13 protein-coding genes are annotated in these 15,372 nt (G+C 61.9%); 9 read left to right on the plus strand and 4 right to left on the minus strand.

The genetic code is table 11. The features are described from left to right. The first annotated feature begins 147 nt into the window (after positions 1–147). From mltA to speB, 7 genes are all read left to right on the plus strand, one after another. Positions 148–1,236: a murein transglycosylase A gene (gene mltA / locus J0X15_RS18485; protein WP_206944051.1), complete on the plus strand. Its 1,089-nt coding sequence runs from the start codon at positions 148–150 to the stop codon at positions 1,234–1,236. After that, positions 1,233–1,856 carry a Smr/MutS family protein gene (locus tag J0X15_RS18490; RefSeq protein WP_206944053.1) on the plus strand — a complete coding sequence of 208 codons (624 nt, stop codon included), beginning with the start codon at positions 1,233–1,235 and terminating at the stop codon, positions 1,854–1,856. Before mltA ends, J0X15_RS18490 begins: the two co-directional genes overlap by 4 nt. 8 nt (positions 1,857–1,864) lie before the next feature. Then, positions 1,865–2,236, plus strand: coding sequence for a helix-turn-helix domain-containing protein (locus tag J0X15_RS18495; RefSeq protein WP_206944055.1), 372 nt, complete (start codon positions 1,865–1,867; stop codon positions 2,234–2,236). 129 nt (positions 2,237–2,365) lie between these two features. Then, positions 2,366–5,191: a [protein-PII] uridylyltransferase gene (locus J0X15_RS18500; protein ID WP_206944063.1), complete on the plus strand. Its 2,826-nt coding sequence runs from the start codon at positions 2,366–2,368 to the stop codon at positions 5,189–5,191. A gap of 47 nt (positions 5,192–5,238) precedes the next feature. Then, complete coding sequence (gene murJ / locus J0X15_RS18505) at positions 5,239–6,801, plus strand: murein biosynthesis integral membrane protein MurJ (protein ID WP_206944065.1); 1,563 nt, start codon at positions 5,239–5,241, stop codon at positions 6,799–6,801. Between the two features lie 116 nt (positions 6,802–6,917). After that, positions 6,918–7,997, plus strand: coding sequence for a tryptophan--tRNA ligase (gene trpS / locus J0X15_RS18510; protein WP_206944067.1), 1,080 nt, complete (start codon positions 6,918–6,920; stop codon positions 7,995–7,997). Positions 7,998–8,140: 143 nt separating this feature from the next. After that, on the plus strand, positions 8,141–9,094 hold the full coding sequence (speB, locus tag J0X15_RS18515; protein ID WP_206944069.1) for an agmatinase: 954 nt from the start codon (positions 8,141–8,143) through the stop codon (positions 9,092–9,094). A gap of 133 nt (positions 9,095–9,227) precedes the next feature. Here speB and J0X15_RS18520 read toward each other — a convergent pair whose 3' ends face one another. From J0X15_RS18520 to rsmI, 4 genes are all read right to left on the minus strand, one after another. Beyond that, the gene (locus J0X15_RS18520; protein WP_206944071.1) at positions 9,228–9,974 is read right to left on the minus strand and encodes a tellurite resistance TerB family protein; all 747 of its coding nucleotides are present in this window, start codon (positions 9,972–9,974) and stop codon (positions 9,228–9,230) included. 215 nt (positions 9,975–10,189) lie between these two features. Continuing rightward, a complete protein-coding gene (gene gshB, locus J0X15_RS18525) occupies positions 10,190–11,134 on the minus strand; it encodes a glutathione synthase (protein ID WP_206944073.1) in 945 nt (314 codons plus the stop codon). A gap of 127 nt (positions 11,135–11,261) precedes the next feature. After that, complete coding sequence (locus J0X15_RS18530) at positions 11,262–11,672, minus strand: YraN family protein (RefSeq protein WP_206944075.1); 411 nt, start codon at positions 11,670–11,672, stop codon at positions 11,262–11,264. A 4-nt stretch (positions 11,673–11,676) separates the two neighbouring features. Then, complete coding sequence (gene rsmI, locus J0X15_RS18535) at positions 11,677–12,585, minus strand: 16S rRNA (cytidine(1402)-2'-O)-methyltransferase (RefSeq protein WP_206944077.1); 909 nt, start codon at positions 12,583–12,585, stop codon at positions 11,677–11,679. A gap of 276 nt (positions 12,586–12,861) precedes the next feature. Between rsmI and J0X15_RS18540 the strand changes: the two genes are divergently transcribed. Both J0X15_RS18540 and coaBC read left to right on the plus strand, forming a co-directional pair. After that, positions 12,862–14,082 (plus strand): penicillin-binding protein activator, encoded by a 1,221-nt coding sequence (locus tag J0X15_RS18540; RefSeq protein ID WP_206944079.1) that lies wholly within the window; start codon positions 12,862–12,864, stop codon positions 14,080–14,082. A gap of 61 nt (positions 14,083–14,143) precedes the next feature. Beyond that, positions 14,144–15,367: a bifunctional phosphopantothenoylcysteine decarboxylase/phosphopantothenate--cysteine ligase CoaBC gene (gene coaBC / locus J0X15_RS18545; RefSeq protein ID WP_206944081.1), complete on the plus strand. Its 1,224-nt coding sequence runs from the start codon at positions 14,144–14,146 to the stop codon at positions 15,365–15,367. The last annotated feature ends 5 nt before the right edge of the window (positions 15,368–15,372 follow it).

Consider the following 15,372-nt stretch of genomic DNA (forward strand, 5'->3'; position numbering starts at 1 on the left):
CGGCTTCAGGCCAGCGCATGCCGTGTGGTTTTCGGGCTCGCCTTTCTTGTGGCGGGCCCTTGTTTTGTCGGTCAGCCGAGTATCGCCGCTGCACAGGAGGCGCCGGGGGCTGCTTTGACCTCGACCGGAAAAGGGACGCGCCCGACCATGACTTCCTTCGCAGATCTGCCTGATTGGGCACGCGAAGATCATGTCGCCGCCCTCTCTGCGTTCCTGCGGATCTGCCGCCAACCCGAAATCCTCACCCGTCCCGGTCCGCATCGCATGGCATCGGCGCAGGCAAATGCCCTGTGCCATGATGCGCTGAGCGCCGCCGAGGCGAGGGAGCCGCAGTCCGCCAGGCGCTTTTTCGAAACCCGTTTCACGCCTGTGACGGTCAGTTCCACAGCCTTCCTGACCGGCTATTTCGAGCCTGAGTTTGCAGCCTCTCGCCAAAAGACGCAGCGTTATTCCAGTGCGTTGCTGCGCCTTCCGGCGGGCTTCACCAAGGTGTCTGCCGCCAACCGCCCGTCCAGCTGGTCGCATGCTCTGCCCTATGGGCGCCGCAGTGGTGGCAAGCTTCTGCCCTTGCCGGATCGCGGAGCGGTGATGGATGGCGCCTTCGACGGTGAGGGGCTGGAGCTGGCGTATCTCGACCCGGTCGACGCGTTTTTTGTTCACGTTCAGGGCTCCGCACGGTTGCGTCTGGAAAACGGTGAGGTGATGCGGGTCGGCTTTGCGGGCAAGACAGGCCACGATTACACATCGATTGCGCGCCAACTTGTTCTGGCAGGGGAGGGCACTCCGGAGGACTTCACCATGTCCGGCCTGCGCCAATGGCTGGCGGACCACCCGAAGCGCATTGACGGTCTCTTGCGCCAGAACCGTTCTTATATTTTCTTCCGTGAGATCGAAGCCCTGAGCCCGGATCAAGGTCCGATAGGGGCGCTGGGCCTGCCGCTGGTGCCCGGTCGCAGTCTGGCCGTCGATCCGGCGCATATCTCCTATGGTCTGCCTTTGTATCTTGTCGGTGAAATCCCCGGCGAAAAAGGCCGCCCAACCCGGATCAGCCGCATTGTCATTGCCGATGATACGGGATCGGCGATCAAGGGTGCCGCGCGCGGTGATCTGTTTGTCGGATCCGGTGACGCCGCAGGGCAGCAGGCCGGAGATCTGCACCATCCGGTTTCGATGACGGTTCTGCTCCCCAACGGGCTTGCCTCTTCCGCCCCTGAGATGGGGGCACGAGGCCAGTGAGTGAAAAGCAGCGGCGCACGAAAAAGCAGCTGACCGACGAAGATCGGGTTCTGTGGAGCAAGGTGGCGAAAACGCTGACCCCGCTGGAGCCTCAAAAAGCCAAGGTTGTCCGGCCCGACGACATCACCTTTGCCGAGCTGATGGATGATGGCCGTCGGGAAGACGCTTCCCAGGCGTCGGGCAAGACCGCGTCAAAGCCGACCCCTCCGACGGCAACGGCGATGCGTGCGCCAAAGCCGCCGCCCGGCCCGCCGCCACTGCATCCGCTGGAGCATAAGGTCCGCAAGAAGGTGGCGCGTGGCCTCAAGCCCATCGATGCGCGCATTGACTTGCATGGCTTGCGCCAGGACGAGGCGCACACCCGGCTGCGCGGCTTTCTGCACGACGCCCAGGGCAGAGGTCACAAACTTGTGCTAGTGATTACAGGCAAGGGCGGCACGGGCTCGCGCACCGGGTCATGGAGCGGTATCCATGGCGAGGAGCGGGGCGTGTTGCGCCGCGTGGTGCCGCAGTGGCTGGCGTTGCCGGACATGCGGACGCTGGTGATCGGCTATGAAGAGGCAAATATCAGCCACGGTGGTTCGGGTGCGCTCTATGTGCGCATTCGCAGGCGAAGGTAAGGACAGACGTGACCCCGTTGGGAGCAAAAATCCGCGAATTGCGGAACAAGCGCGGCGTGTCGCTGAAGGACATGGCAGAAGAGCTTTCCGTCTCCAGTGCCTATCTCTCCGCTCTGGAGCATGGCAAGCGTGGCAAGCCCACCTGGTTCATGGTCCAGCGGATCATCACCTATTTCAATGTGATCTGGGATGAGGCGGAAGAAATTCAGCGCCTGGCTGAACTCTCGGATCCGAAAGTGACGATCGATACATCCGGCATGGCGCCGCAGGCAACCGAGCTGGCCAACCGTCTTGCAGGGGCCATTGGTGGTCTGTCGACGGAATCCCTCGCTCACCTGCTGCATCAGGTTCGGACAGCTGCCGCAAAGGATCGGGTCTAGGGACTTGAGATCTCGAACGGTTCTTTACCGCCCATTATATTGCAACCTCTATGAAGAGGATGAATTCAGCGTCTGGCCTTCGTCATTTGCTGCAACATTGTCTTCGATTAGCGCGACGATCAAGAGTTCATGAAGATTCCCAAGGAAGACCTCACCGGCATCATCGACAGCACTGCTTTGCAGCAGAAGCTTCAGGCCATCGCGGAAAAGAATGGCGGCGACGGATCCTCTCCGAAAGCGCGGACCCAGGTTCTGAAGCTGTTGAAGCAAGCGATGGCTGACGGGCGCGCCGTTGTCGAGAAACGTCTCGGGGAGGATGGCGGTGGGCTGAAATGCGCCCGGCGCATGTCCCATCTGCAGGATGAATTGATCCGTCTGACTTTCGATTTCGCGCTGGCTCATGTGTACCGGGTAGAGATCCGCTCCGCAGCGGAACGGTTGATGGTCGCCGCAGTCGGGGGGTATGGCCGGGGCACTCTGGCGCCCGGTTCCGACGTCGATCTGCTGTTCGTTCTGCCCTACAAGCAGACCCCCTGGGGTGAGCAGGTGGTGGAATACATCCTCTACATGCTCTGGGATCTGGGGCTGAAGGTCGGTCACGCGACGCGCAACATCGACGAATGCGTCCGTCTCTCACGCTCCGACATGACCATCCGCACGGCCATTCTGGAGGCTCGCCGGATTTGCGGCGACAAGCCTTTGTTCAACGAGCTGCTGGAGCGTTTCAACGCGGAAGTGGTCGAAGGCACAAGCTCCGACTTCATCGAGGCAAAATTGGCCGAGCGCGACACCCGTCACCGCAGACAGGGTGTGTCGCGCTATCTGGTCGAGCCGAACATCAAGGAAGGCAAAGGCGGTCTGCGCGATCTGAACACCCTGTTCTGGATCGCCAAGTACCACTATCAGGTGCGTGAGCAGTCCGGCCTGGTGCGCAAGGGCGTTCTGTCGCGGTCCGAGTATAACCTCTTTGTTAAATGCGAGGATTTCCTCTGGGCAGTGCGCTGCCACCTGCATTTCCTCACCGGCAGACCGGAAGAGCGCCTGTCGTTCGACGTTCAGCGTGAGATCGCCATCCGTTTGGGCTACACCCAGCACCCGGGCATGAAGGATGTCGAGCGCTTCATGAAGCATTACTTCCTGGTGGCCAAGGATGTCGGGGATCTGACCCGCATCTTCTGCGCCGCACTGGAAGACCAGCACGTCAAGGAGCCGCTTGGCCAGCACATCGGCCATCAGATTGGCGGTTTTGTACGCCGTCTGCGCGGAGGCCGTCCGTTGAATGCGGCCCGTCCGGTTGAAGGTCATCCGGCGTTCGAGGTGGAAAACAACCGGCTGAACGCAATCTCGGACACCGTTTTCAAGGACGACCCGGTCAACCTGATCCGGATCTTCCAGATCGCCGACAAGAATGGCTGCAACCTGCATCCCGAGCTGACACGGCTGATCCGCCGGTCGCTGAAGCTGGTTGACAGCGGTGTGCGCCGGGATCCGGAAGCCAATCGGTTGTTCGTAGCCATTCTGACATCGCGCAATACACCGGAAAAGACCTTGCGCAAGATGAATGAAACCGGCGTTCTCGGCCGTTTCGTGCCCGATTTCGGCAAGGTCGTGGCGATGATGCAGTTCAACATGTACCACCACTTCACCGTCGATGAGCATCTGATCCGCTCCATCGGGGTTCTGCATGAAATCGAGCGCGGTGACAGCGGCGAAGATCACCCGTTGTCGACCGACATGATCAAGACACTGCAGAACCGCAAGGTGCTGTTCGTGGCGATGTTCCTGCATGACATTGCCAAGGGGCGCCCGGAAGACCATTCCATTGCCGGCGCCCGGATAGCACGCAAACTGTGCCCGCGTTTCGGCCTGACGGCGGCGGAAACGGAGACCGTCTCCTGGCTGATCGAGCATCACCTCGACATGAGCACCGTCGCCCAGTCGCGTGATCTTTCCGACCGAAAGACGATCAACGACTTTGCCCAGGTGGTGCAGTCGATGGAGCGGCTGAAACTGCTGCTGATCCTGACGGTTGCGGACATTCGCGCCGTTGGCCCCGGTGTTTTCAATGGTTGGAAAGGGCAGCTTTTGCGCACGCTCTACTATGAGTGCGAGTTGCATCTGACCGGCGGCCACACCCGCATCTCCCACAGCCAGACCGTCGAGCACGCCAAACAGTCCCTGCTTGAAAATCTCAAGGATTGGCCGGAAGCGGAGCGGGAAAGCTATCTCAACCGCCACTACAAGGCCTATTGGCTGCGCACCGATCCGGAGCGTCTTCTGGCCCATGCCGAGTTGTTCCGCAAGACCGATGCCACCGGCGAACAGCTGTCGTTCCAGGTCACGCCGCATGCGTTTGAAGGGGTGACCGAGGTCACCGTTCTGGCGCCGGATCACCCACGCCTCCTGTCGGCGATTGCCGGGGCCTGTTATGTCACTGGCGCCAACATCGTGGATGCGCAGATCGACACGACCACGGACGGCTTTGCCCTCGATACGATTTTTGTCAGCCGCGAACTGCCCGATGATGCGGACGAACACCGGCGAGGCGAACGCATTGCCGATCTGATCCGCAAGGCTTTGTCGGGGGAGGTGCCATTGCCGGCGCAGACCCAGCGCAAGAACACGCTCAAGAGTCGGGTGAAAGCATTCAAGGTCGAGGCCGACGTGCTGGTCAACAATTCCTGGTCGGACGAATACACGGTGCTGGAAGTCTCCGGTCTCGATCGTGCCGGCCTGCTGTATGACCTCACCCGCTGCATTTCCACGTTGAACCTCAATATCGGCTCGGCGCATATTTCGACCTTCGGTGAGCGCGTGGTCGATGTGTTTTACGTGACCGATCTGACCGGACAAAAGATTGCCAACATCGGGCGGCAAGAGATCATGCGCGAACGGCTGGCGGAAGCGGTGGACGGCAAGCTGGATCTCAGCGCGTCAGCTTCGGTCAGCCGCTAGATTAGGCCCATTTCAAGCCGCATCGCGGTCCTCGGGAACTTGTAGACATGAACCTCCTTCGCAGCTTCGCCACCGTCGGCGGCGCCACCATGGCGAGCCGTCTTCTGGGGTTCGTGCGCGACACCCTGCTGGCCGCCGCTGTCGGCACCGGCCCGGTGGCCGATGCGTTTGTCGTTGCTTTTCGGCTTCCCAATCTGTTCCGGCGGCTGTTTGCAGAAGGCGCGTTCAACTCCGCCTTCATTCCGCTGTTTGGTCGCGCGGTGGAGGAAGAAGGCGACGAGAAAGCCCGTCAGATTGCAGGTGAAATCGGCTCGGGCCTCATTTCCAGCCTTTTGGTAATCACCGCTCTGGCGCAGATTTTCATGCCGGCGGTCGTCTGGGCTCTGGCACCGGGGTTTGTCGACGACCCGGAGAAGTTTGATCTGACGGTGCTGATGTCGCGCATCGCCTTCCCCTACCTGATCTTCATGTCGGCGCTGGCTTTTTTGGGTGGCATCCTGAACACCTATGAGCGTTTTGCCGCTGCAGCCCTTGCGCCGGTGATGCTGAACATCGTCATGAGCGTTGTTCTGGCCGTCGTGCTTTTCGTCGGCGTTCCGGCCTCGGTCAACCTCGGTATTATCCTCACTGTCGGTGTCAGCGTCGCCGGATTGCTACAGCTTGTTGTCGTGCTGATCGACCTGCGCCGTGCCGGGATTTCCGTTCCCATCCTGCGGCCTCGCATGACCCCGGCGGTGAAAAAGCTGCTGGTGTTGGGTGTGCCTGGCGTGATCGCCGGCGGCGTCACCCAGATCAACGTCGCGGTTGGTCAGGTGATTGCCTCGATGCAGGATGGCGCCAACGCGCTGCTGTACTACGCCGACCGGCTGTATCAGCTGCCGCTGGGTGTCATCGGCATTGCCATCGGCGTGGTGCTGTTGCCCAGCCTGACGCGTCAGCTGCGCTCCGGGCAGACCGACCATTATCAGCGCAGCCTCAACAACGCGCTGGAGTTTTCGCTTGCCCTGACCCTGCCGGCGTCTGTCGCCCTGGCTGTCGTGCCGCATGAGATCGTCGGCGTGCTGTTTCAGCGTGGTGCCTTCGATCAGGCGGCGACCAATGGCACTTCGGCTGCGCTTGCCGCTTATGCCTTCGGCCTCCCGGCCTTCGTCCTCAACAAGGTGTTTTCGCCCGGTTACTTCGCCCGGGAGGACACCCGAACGCCGATGATCTTCGCCACCATCGGCATGGTGGTGAATGTGGCTGTGTCTCTGGCGCTGTTTTCCAGCCTGCAGCACGTCGGCATTGCGCTTGCGACCACGATTGCCGGATGGGTCAACACCGGGCTTCTCATCTTCACCCTCTGGCATCGCGGGCATTTCCAGCCGGACCTGCGCATTCTGCGAAAAGTTTTCTTCCTGCTGGTCTGCAGCCTGCTGATGGGCGTCGCCCTGCATTTTGCCGCCGGATGGCTTGCCCCGTTGTTTGCGGATGGGGCATTGCCGGTGCGGCTTGGCGGTCTGGCCCTCCTGGTGGGAACCGGTCTGGTGATCTATGCCGTGTTGGTTCAAGCAACCGGTGGCAGCGATCTGATTGCACACGCCAAGGCGTTGAGACGCCGCAAGATCTGAGCTCTGATCGTTTGCGTTTCTCTTGCGTTCCAAGGGTCGGGTGACGTAAGACCGGCCCGCACCATGAATTCCACCAAGCGCCCTTCCAACCGGCCGCTTGCAGACAGGACCAGACAATGACGGCGTTTCAAAATCGCGTCTTTTCCGGCGTTCAGCCGACGGGCAATCTTCATCTTGGCAATTATCTGGGCGCAGTGTCCCGCTGGGTTCCGCTTCAGGACCAGATGGAAACCATCTTCTGTGTCGTTGACCTTCATGCGATCACCGCAGGCTTTCCTGAGTCCGGTGTGCTGCGGGACGCAACCCGTGAAGTGACAGCAGCCTATATCGCAGCTGGCATCGATGCCAAAAAGTCGATCATCTTCAACCAGTCCCAGGTGCGTGAGCATGCGGAACTGGCATGGATCTTCAACTGTGTGGCGCGCATGGGCTGGCTCAACCGCATGACCCAGTTCAAGGAAAAGGCCGGCAAGAACCGCGAAAACGCTTCCGCGGGTCTGTTTGCCTATCCGAACCTGATGGCTGCCGACATTCTGGCCTATCGTGCCACCCATGTGCCGGTCGGTGACGACCAGAAGCAGCATCTGGAGCTGACCCGCGACATCGCCGCCAAGTTCAACAACGACTTTGGCGCCAGCATCAAGGATCTGGGCCTGGGTGTTCCCAACCCGACGCCGTCGCCGGAAGTGCCGGAGCAGGTCTACTTCCCGCTGACCGAGCCGATGATCGCCGGGCCCGCCACCCGCATCATGTCGCTGCGCGACGGCACCAAGAAGATGTCGAAGTCCGATCCGTCCGACCTGTCGCGCATCAACCTGCGCGACGATGCGGAGGCGATTGCCAAGAAGATCAAGAAGGCCAAGACCGACGCGGACGCCCTGCCGTCCGAGACCGATGGTCTGAAGGAACGCCCGGAAGCCGACAATCTCGTCGGCATCTATGCGGCACTTTCCGGCAAGTCCAAACAGGACATTCTCGACGACTTTGGCGGTCAGCAGTTCTCGGCCTTCAAGCCGGCGCTGTCCGACCTGGCCGTTGAAAAGCTGTCCCCGATGACCGGCGAAATGCGCCGTCTGATGGATGATCCGGTTGAAATCGACAAGGTCTTGAAGGATGGGGCCGAACGCGCCTCGGCCATCGCCGAACCGATCCTCAAGGACGTCCGCGCCATCGTCGGCTTCCTCGACGTACGCTGATCCGACCTTCGCATGATCGTCATCAGAACGCCCGGGCTCACAGCTCGGGCGTTTTTCGTTGTGCCTGCTTTCTGGGGGAAGGGGATGATCTTTCCTGTGAAATCAGCTTAGACTGAGCCTCTGCAACAGCGGAGTGAGATGCCTTGACATCGCATGGATATGACAGCGGACGCCTGAACCTGCCTTTCGTCGGCATCTGCACCTTTGGCAAGTTTCCCTATCAACCCGACTGGAATGCGATTGACGCCGATGTGGCGGTGCTCGGCGCGCCGTTCGATTTCGGCACCCAGTGGCGCTCCGGCGCCCGCATGGGTCCACGCGCCATCCGCGAGGCGTCGACGCTGTTTTCCTTCGGGCACGGCGGTGCCTACGATTTTGAGGACGACATCACCTATCTGCCGGCGGATACCACCCGCATCATCGACATTGGCGATGCGGACATCATCCATACCGACACCATCGGCAGCCATGCGCGCATTGAGGAAGGGGTTCGCAAGATTCTCAAGGCCGGAGCGTTGCCTGTGGTGCTGGGCGGCGATCATTCGGTCAATATTCCCTGCATCAACGCCTTTGATGATCAGGAGCCGATCCATCTGGTGCAGATCGATGCGCATCTGGATTTCGTCGACGAGCGCCACGGCGTGCGCTACGGCCATGGCAATTCGATGCGCCGCGCGGCGGAAAAGCCCTATGTCACCGGCCTCAGCCAGATCGGCATCCGCAATGTCTCGTCAACGGCACGCGATGGCTATGAAGACGCCCGCCGCATGGGCTCGGACATTCAGTCCGTACGGCATTTTCGCAAGCTCGGCGTGGAGGGCATGCTGGAGCGGGTGCCGGCAGGCAAACGCTACTATCTGACCCTGGATATCGACGCCTTCGACCCGTCCATCGCGCCGGGCACGGGAACGCCCAGCCACGGCGGCTTCATGTATTATGAGGTTCTGGAATTCATCGATGGATTGGCCCAGCGCGGCCAGATCGTCGGTCTCGATCTTGTCGAGGTTGCGCCCGACTATGACCCGACCGGCTCGACCAGCACCCTGGCAGCGCAGATCCTGATGAACACCATCGGTCGTATTCTGCATTACCGCTAGGCCGTAGGCCTCAGCTCTCCAACTGCTGTCCCGGCCTTGAGCCGGGACCTCTATGCACCCACTCGTGTTGAATGACGTGAAAAAAGGTCCCGGATCGGGGTCCGGGACAGCATGGTTTTGGGGTCCTCTGCGATCAGTCTGCGGCTTCGGCTTCGCGCACGGCCAGTTCGATTTCCTCAACCAGACCGGTGTCGAGCTCAAGTCGGGCGGCCAGCATCTGCAGGTAGGCGCGTTCAGCGGCGTGGTCGGGTTCGATCGCCAGACGTGAGACGGCATAGATTTCGGCGGCGGTTTCCGGCGTTTTGGCCGAAGCGACCACCTTGTCGAGATCCAGCGGCGCGCGCAGCTCGTCCATCAGGAAGGCCTTGGCTTCAGTGTCGAGACCGGCTTCATCCATCTTGCCGAAGATCTTGTCCTGTTCCTCGGCGTCGATGTGACCGTCGACCTTGGCGGCTGAGATCATCGCCACCAGCAGCGCAACAGCAACCTGGTTTTCGCCGCCGGGCTGGGAGGCGGGGTCAAAGGCGTTGCCCTTGGGGGGCGCAGCCGGAATGGCGTCCGTCTGCGGGCGGGGCTCGCCCTGCTTGTTGGCGCTGTAATTCTGATAGGCCTTGTAGGCGAGGCTGGCAGCCAGGGCGAGGCCACCGTATTGGACCGCTTTCGAGCCAATCTTGCGACCGCTCTTGCTGCCGAGCATCATCCCGGCCAGACCGCCCAACGCAAGGCCCTGCCCCTGGGAGCCAAGAAATTGCTTGCCCAGGGAAAGGAGGTCATTCGGCGAGCTGTTGCCGCTGGCGGAACCGCCGCGTGCTTGCCCTGCAGACGTGCCCCCTTGGGAAGCGCCCAGAAACTGGTCCAGAAGAGATTTTGCGTCGAACATGAAAGCTCCCTTGATCGTCAGGCCGTGATGGCGTGTCCATGCCGGGAGAAATGGGGCCGCGCGCGACGTCCCGCAAGGGTTTCCGACACTTGGTTACAATTGCAAGCGCTGCGCATGCAGGCGTTCAGCTTGCCTGCGACCATGCCGGAGCTTGAGCCCTTTCCGCAAGGGAAAAGGGCTCATCCGGTCTGTGATCTGAGGGGAGACGTGGAGCTTCAGCCTTTGACCTTGGCTTCCAGAACATCCCAGACGTGGGCGGCTACATCCGGCCCGCCGAGTTTTGCCACGGCGCGAATGCCGGTCGGAGCGGTGACGTTGATTTCCGTCAGCTTGCCGTCGATGACGTCGATGCCGACGAGGATCAGGCCTTTTTCCTTCAGGGACGGGCCGAGGCGGGCACAGATCTCGCGTTCTTTTTCCGTCAGCTCGCTTTCGCGCGCCGCACCGCCACGCACCATGTTGGAGCGCAGGTCGCCTTCCGCCGGGACCCGGTTCACCGCGCCGGCAAACTCGCCGTCGACCAGCAGGATCCGTTTGTCCCCATGCTTTACATTCGGCAGGAACTGCTGGATCACCCAGGGTTCGCGGAAGGTGGCGGCAAAGAAGTCGTAGAGCGAGCCGTAGTTCAGATCGTCCTGGGTGATGCGGAAGACCGCCGCGCCACCATGACCGAACAGCGGCTTCATGACGATGTCGCCATATTGCTTGCGGAACAGGTCGATCTCGTCCCGGTCGCGGGTCACCAGCGTCGGCGGCATCAGATCGGAAAACTCGGTGACGAACAGCTTTTCCGGGGCGTTGCGCACTTCGCGCGGATCATTCACCACCAGCGTGTTCGGGTGAACCTTCTCCAGCATGTGGGTGGCGGCGATATAGGCCAGATCGAACGGCGGATCCTGGCGCATCAGCACCACATCGATGTCGGCCATGTTGATGCGCTGCTTTTCGCCCAGGGTGAAGTGATTGCCTTTTTCGTCGCGCACCTCCACCGGTTCCAGCCCGCCGAACACCTCTTCGCCCCACATCGCCAGCCGGTCCGGCGTGTAGTGAAAAAGCTCGTGACCGCGGGCCTGAGCTTCCAGCATCATCGCAAACGCGCTGTCACCGGCAATGTTTATGGAGGAAATGTGGTCCATCTGGACCGCCACCTTGAGGGGCATGGAGTGTCTCCCGGCAGGGGCGCATCAGTCTCGACACGCCAGGGGCTTTAAAGGAATGGTTGGTCCAGATATGCGTTTGGCAACCGGGTTTGTCCAGTGGCGCTTGGGGCTTTGATGGTGGGATGGCCTAGTCCCGCGCCTGAAACGCATTGACAATGTGCTCCGGCCAGCGCCAGGGGCGGACGATCATCACGTCGAAGCGCAGGGTGTAGAACACCGCCTTGGGATGTCCGGCGATGAAGATCCGGGCGGCTTTGACGATGCGGCGCTGGGCGGCGGGCGTCACCGCCTCAAGCGCGCTTTCTCGGGTGCGCCGGGCCTTTACCTCAATGAAGGCGACGGTCTTGCCACGCTTGGCAATCAGGTCGATCTCGCCGGACCCGGTCTTGAAGCGCCGTTTGAGAATGCGCCAGCCGGTCAGCCGCAGAGCAAGCGCTGCGCGGTTTTCTGCCGACAGGCCAAGCTTGTAAGCTTTGCGGCGATGATCAGACCCTGACCCTGACCCTGACCCTGACCCTGACCCTGATCCCGCCGCCATGGGGTCAGTCCTCGTCGCCGGATTTCAGCATCAGCGCCCGCTTGTAGATCTCGTTGCGGTCGCCACCGGTCTGCTTCGCCACGGATTTGGCGGCAGCGCTCACCGGCATGTCGACCAGGGCTTCCCGCAGCAGGCTGTCGATATCGTCCTGACTGGCGGCAGGCTTTTCGCCCGGAGGACCGACCAGAATGACGATCTCGCCTTTCGGTGCATCGCCGGAAAACAGCTCGGCCAGGTCGCCTAATGTACCGCGCTCAAAGGTTTCGAAGCGTTTTGTCAGTTCGCGGGCGACGGCCGCCTCCCGGTCCGCCCCCAGTTCTTCGACCATGACAGCCAGCGTTGCGCCCAGACGGCGCGGGCTCTCGTAGAACACCAGCGTGCCTTGCGTTTCGACAAGGCTTTTCAGGCGTGTGCGTTTCTGACCGTCCTTCTGCGCCAGAAAGCCGGCGAATACGATGGTGTCGCTGGGCAGGCCCGCCCCGACCAGACCGGCCAGCAGGGCAGACGCGCCGGGGATCGGGATGACCTTGTGACCTTCCGCCACCACATCCCGCACCAGTCGGTATCCGGGATCGGAAATCAGCGGCGTGCCTGCATCGCTGACAAGTGCGATGGAACCACCGTCTTCCAGCACGGACAGCAGTTTGGGGCGCTGCTTGTCGGCGTTGTGTTCGTGATACGGTAGAAGCTTTGCCTTCAACCCGTAGCGCTGGGTCAGAATGCCGGTCACCCGCGTGTCTTCGCAGGCGATCACATCGGCGCAAGCCAGGGTTTCCAGTGCCCGCACCGTGATGTCGCGCAGGTTTCCGATGGGTGTGGAGACGATGTAAAGCGCCGGGTCGAGCGGCGGTGCCTGGATCGCGTGTTCGCCGATAAAGTAGCGACGTGCGGAGGAAACGGGGTCTGCGGTCATCTCTGGTCCCGGTGCCTGGGCACCTTTTTGGCGGGTCACTTTTGCTTCAGTCTCCCGCGCTACTGTGCTGGAGGGCTCCTGTCCAGCTCCAATCGTGGCGGCTCGGACCGGCGGCAAAATCCACGGGTTGAAACCGTCTGATAGGCGTTGCAGGCGGAAACAGCGGAAATTTCGTAAAAAATCCCTGTACCTGCTGCCTCCAAAGGCACGCTCAAACTGGACAGAGCGTCCGTGAATTCGTTAAGTATTTCAAATGGTGATCGAGGAGGCAACGTCGTGATCAAGTTTAACGGACTGCGCGCGGCGCAGAAGCTGACGTCGGCCTGGCGTGCGGCGACTGTCGGAGTGAGTGCGCTGGCCCTGGCCAGCTGCGTCGGCTCGACGCTCGGATCCTTTCCGGATAACCAGATACAGGCCCCGACGCAGACGACGGTGAGCGGCGAAACGCTGGGCACCGGCTCGGTGCGGGTCGGGCTGCTTCTGCCGATGAGCGGCGCAGGGAGCGCCAATTCCATTGCCCAGGTTTTCCGCAACTCCGCAGAGCTGGCCCTGAACAATTTCCCCAATGCGGATGTACAACTGCTGGTCAAGGACACCGGCGGCACATCAGAGGGCGGACGGGCAGCGGCCCAGGCTGCGATCAACGAAGGCGCGGAGCTGATCCTCGGGCCGGTGTTTGCGCCCGCAGTTGCCGGTGCCGCAGCGACCGCACGCGCCTCCGGCGTTCCGGTTGTCGCCTTTTCCACCGACACCTCTGTGGCTGCACGCGGCGTCTATCTTCTCAGCTTCCTGCCGCAAAGCGATGTGCAACGGGTGATTGCCCATGCGTCGTCCAAGGGCAAGCGCTCCTATGCGGCGCTGTTGCCGGATGATTCCTACGGTGCTGTGGTCGAGGCGGCGTTTCGCCAGGAAGTCGGGCGGACCGGCGGCCGCATCGTGTCCATTCAGCGCTACTCGCTCAGCGGCAACAACACGGCGGATCTGACCGCCAAGACCCAGGCTCTTGTCAGCTCGCTGCCGCAGGTGGATGCGCTGTTCGTGCCGGCGGGAGGTGGTGTGCCGCCGCTGGTGATGCAGACGCTGATGCAGCAGCGCGCCCAGCTGGGCAATGTCACCATGCTCGGCAGCGGCCAATGGGACACCCAGCAAACCAAGTCCAGCCCGGTGCTGGCGGGTGCCTGGTATCCCGGCCCTGCCGATACGGGCTATCAGGCTTTTGCCGGTCGCTACTCCCAGGCTTACGGCACTCAGCCACCGCGCAATGCAACGCTGGCCTATGACGGTGTGACCCTGGCCGCCGGTCTGGTGCGCTCTGCCGGGCCTCAGCGCTTCGCCACAAGCGTGCTGACCAATCGGGATGGCTTCATCGGCATCGACGGTCTGTTCCGTTTCCTGAGCTCCGGCGAGAACGAACGTGGTCTGGCGATCTATCAGCTCACCGGTTCGGGTGCGCAGGTGGTGTCCCCGGCTCCGCGCGATTTCCGCTCTGGAACCTGAGCATCAGCTAGCTCAAAGCCAATTGGGTGGCTGATACGCTGTCCGCACTCTGGAGACCTCCATGCTTCGCAATGCGCGTGTGGTTCTGATCATTTCCGGCGGAATTGCCGCCTACAAGTCGCTTGATCTGATCCGGCGCTTGCGGGAGCGCGGGGCCGTGGTCACGGCAATCATGACGAGCGGTGCGCAGCAGTTCATCACGCCGCTGGCCGTTGGGGCTCTGACCGGACAGCCGGTCTACACCGAGCTGTTTGACCGGGAGGCCGAGCAGGACGTTGGTCACATCCGTCTGGCGCGCGACCACGACATGATCATCGTGGCGCCTGCAACAGCCAACCTGATGGCCAAGATGGCCCACGGCATGGCCGATGATCTGGCCAGCACCGTGCTGTTGGCCACCGACAAGCCGGTGCTGTTGGCCCCGGCAATGAACCCGAAGATGTGGAAAAACCCGGCAACCGCCCGCAATGTTGCAACACTCAAGGCTGACGGTCTCAATTTCATTGGCCCAAACGCCGGCGAGATGGCGGAAAGCGGCGAGGCAGGCGTTGGTCGGATGGCCGAACCGCTTGAGATTGCGCAAGCCGCCGGCAGTCTGTTGCGCCGGACACGCGGCGCGCAAGGCCCCCTTGCCGGCCGCAAGGTCGTAATCACCGCCGGGCCGACCCATGAGCCGATTGATCCGGTGCGCTACATCGCCAACCGCTCGTCCGGCAAGCAGGGCTATGCGCTGGCGGCGGCCGCTGTTGCTGCCGGGGCGCAGGTGACGCTGATCAGCGGCCCTGTTTCCATTGCCGATCCGGATTGGGTCGATGTGGTCAAGGTGGAAAGCGCCCGCGAGATGCTGGCTGCCGTCGAAGCAGCTCTGCCTGCCGATGTGGCCATCATGGCGGCGGCCGTGGCCGACTGGCGCATGGCCGAGGAAGGCCGGCAGAAGATCAAGAAGGAAGCTTCCGGTGCGCTGCCGGTGCTGAAATTCGCTGAAAATCCCGACATTCTGGCAACAATCGGCCATCACGACAGCCTGCGTCCGCAGCTGCTGGTCGGGTTTGCCGCCGAAACCCAGAATCTCGTGACAAATGCCCAGGGCAAACTGCAGCGCAAGAACGCCGACTGGATCGTTGCCAATGACGTCAGCCCGCAAACCGGCATCATGGGGGGCGACAGCAACACCATTCGCCTGGTCAGCGCAGATGGGGTTGAGGATTGGCCGCAGCTGTCGAAGGTCGATGTGGCCGAGCGGTTGATTTCCCGGATTGCTGCAACGCTGAACTCTGAAGACTGAGTTGC

This window comes from Roseibium limicola (genome assembly GCF_017313085.1).
GTDB lineage: Bacteria > Pseudomonadota > Alphaproteobacteria > Rhizobiales > Stappiaceae > Roseibium > Roseibium limicola.

Coding starts and splice junctions, on each gene's coding strand:
- mltA (WP_206944051.1), top strand. CDS start 148: ATGACTTCCTTCGCAGATCTGCCTGATTGGGCACGCGAAGATCATGTC.
- J0X15_RS18500 (WP_206944063.1), top strand. CDS start 2,366: ATGAAGATTCCCAAGGAAGACCTCACCGGCATCATCGACAGCACTGCT.
- murJ (WP_206944065.1), top strand. CDS start 5,239: ATGAACCTCCTTCGCAGCTTCGCCACCGTCGGCGGCGCCACCATGGCG.
- trpS (WP_206944067.1), top strand. CDS start 6,918: ATGACGGCGTTTCAAAATCGCGTCTTTTCCGGCGTTCAGCCGACGGGC.
- J0X15_RS18520 (WP_206944071.1), bottom strand. CDS start 9,974: ATGTTCGACGCAAAATCTCTTCTGGACCAGTTTCTGGGCGCTTCCCAA.
- gshB (WP_206944073.1), bottom strand. CDS start 11,134: ATGCCCCTCAAGGTGGCGGTCCAGATGGACCACATTTCCTCCATAAAC.
- J0X15_RS18530 (WP_206944075.1), bottom strand. CDS start 11,672: ATGGCGGCGGGATCAGGGTCAGGGTCAGGGTCAGGGTCAGGGTCAGGG.
- rsmI (WP_206944077.1), bottom strand. CDS start 12,585: ATGACCGCAGACCCCGTTTCCTCCGCACGTCGCTACTTTATCGGCGAA.
- coaBC (WP_206944081.1), top strand. CDS start 14,144: ATGCTTCGCAATGCGCGTGTGGTTCTGATCATTTCCGGCGGAATTGCC.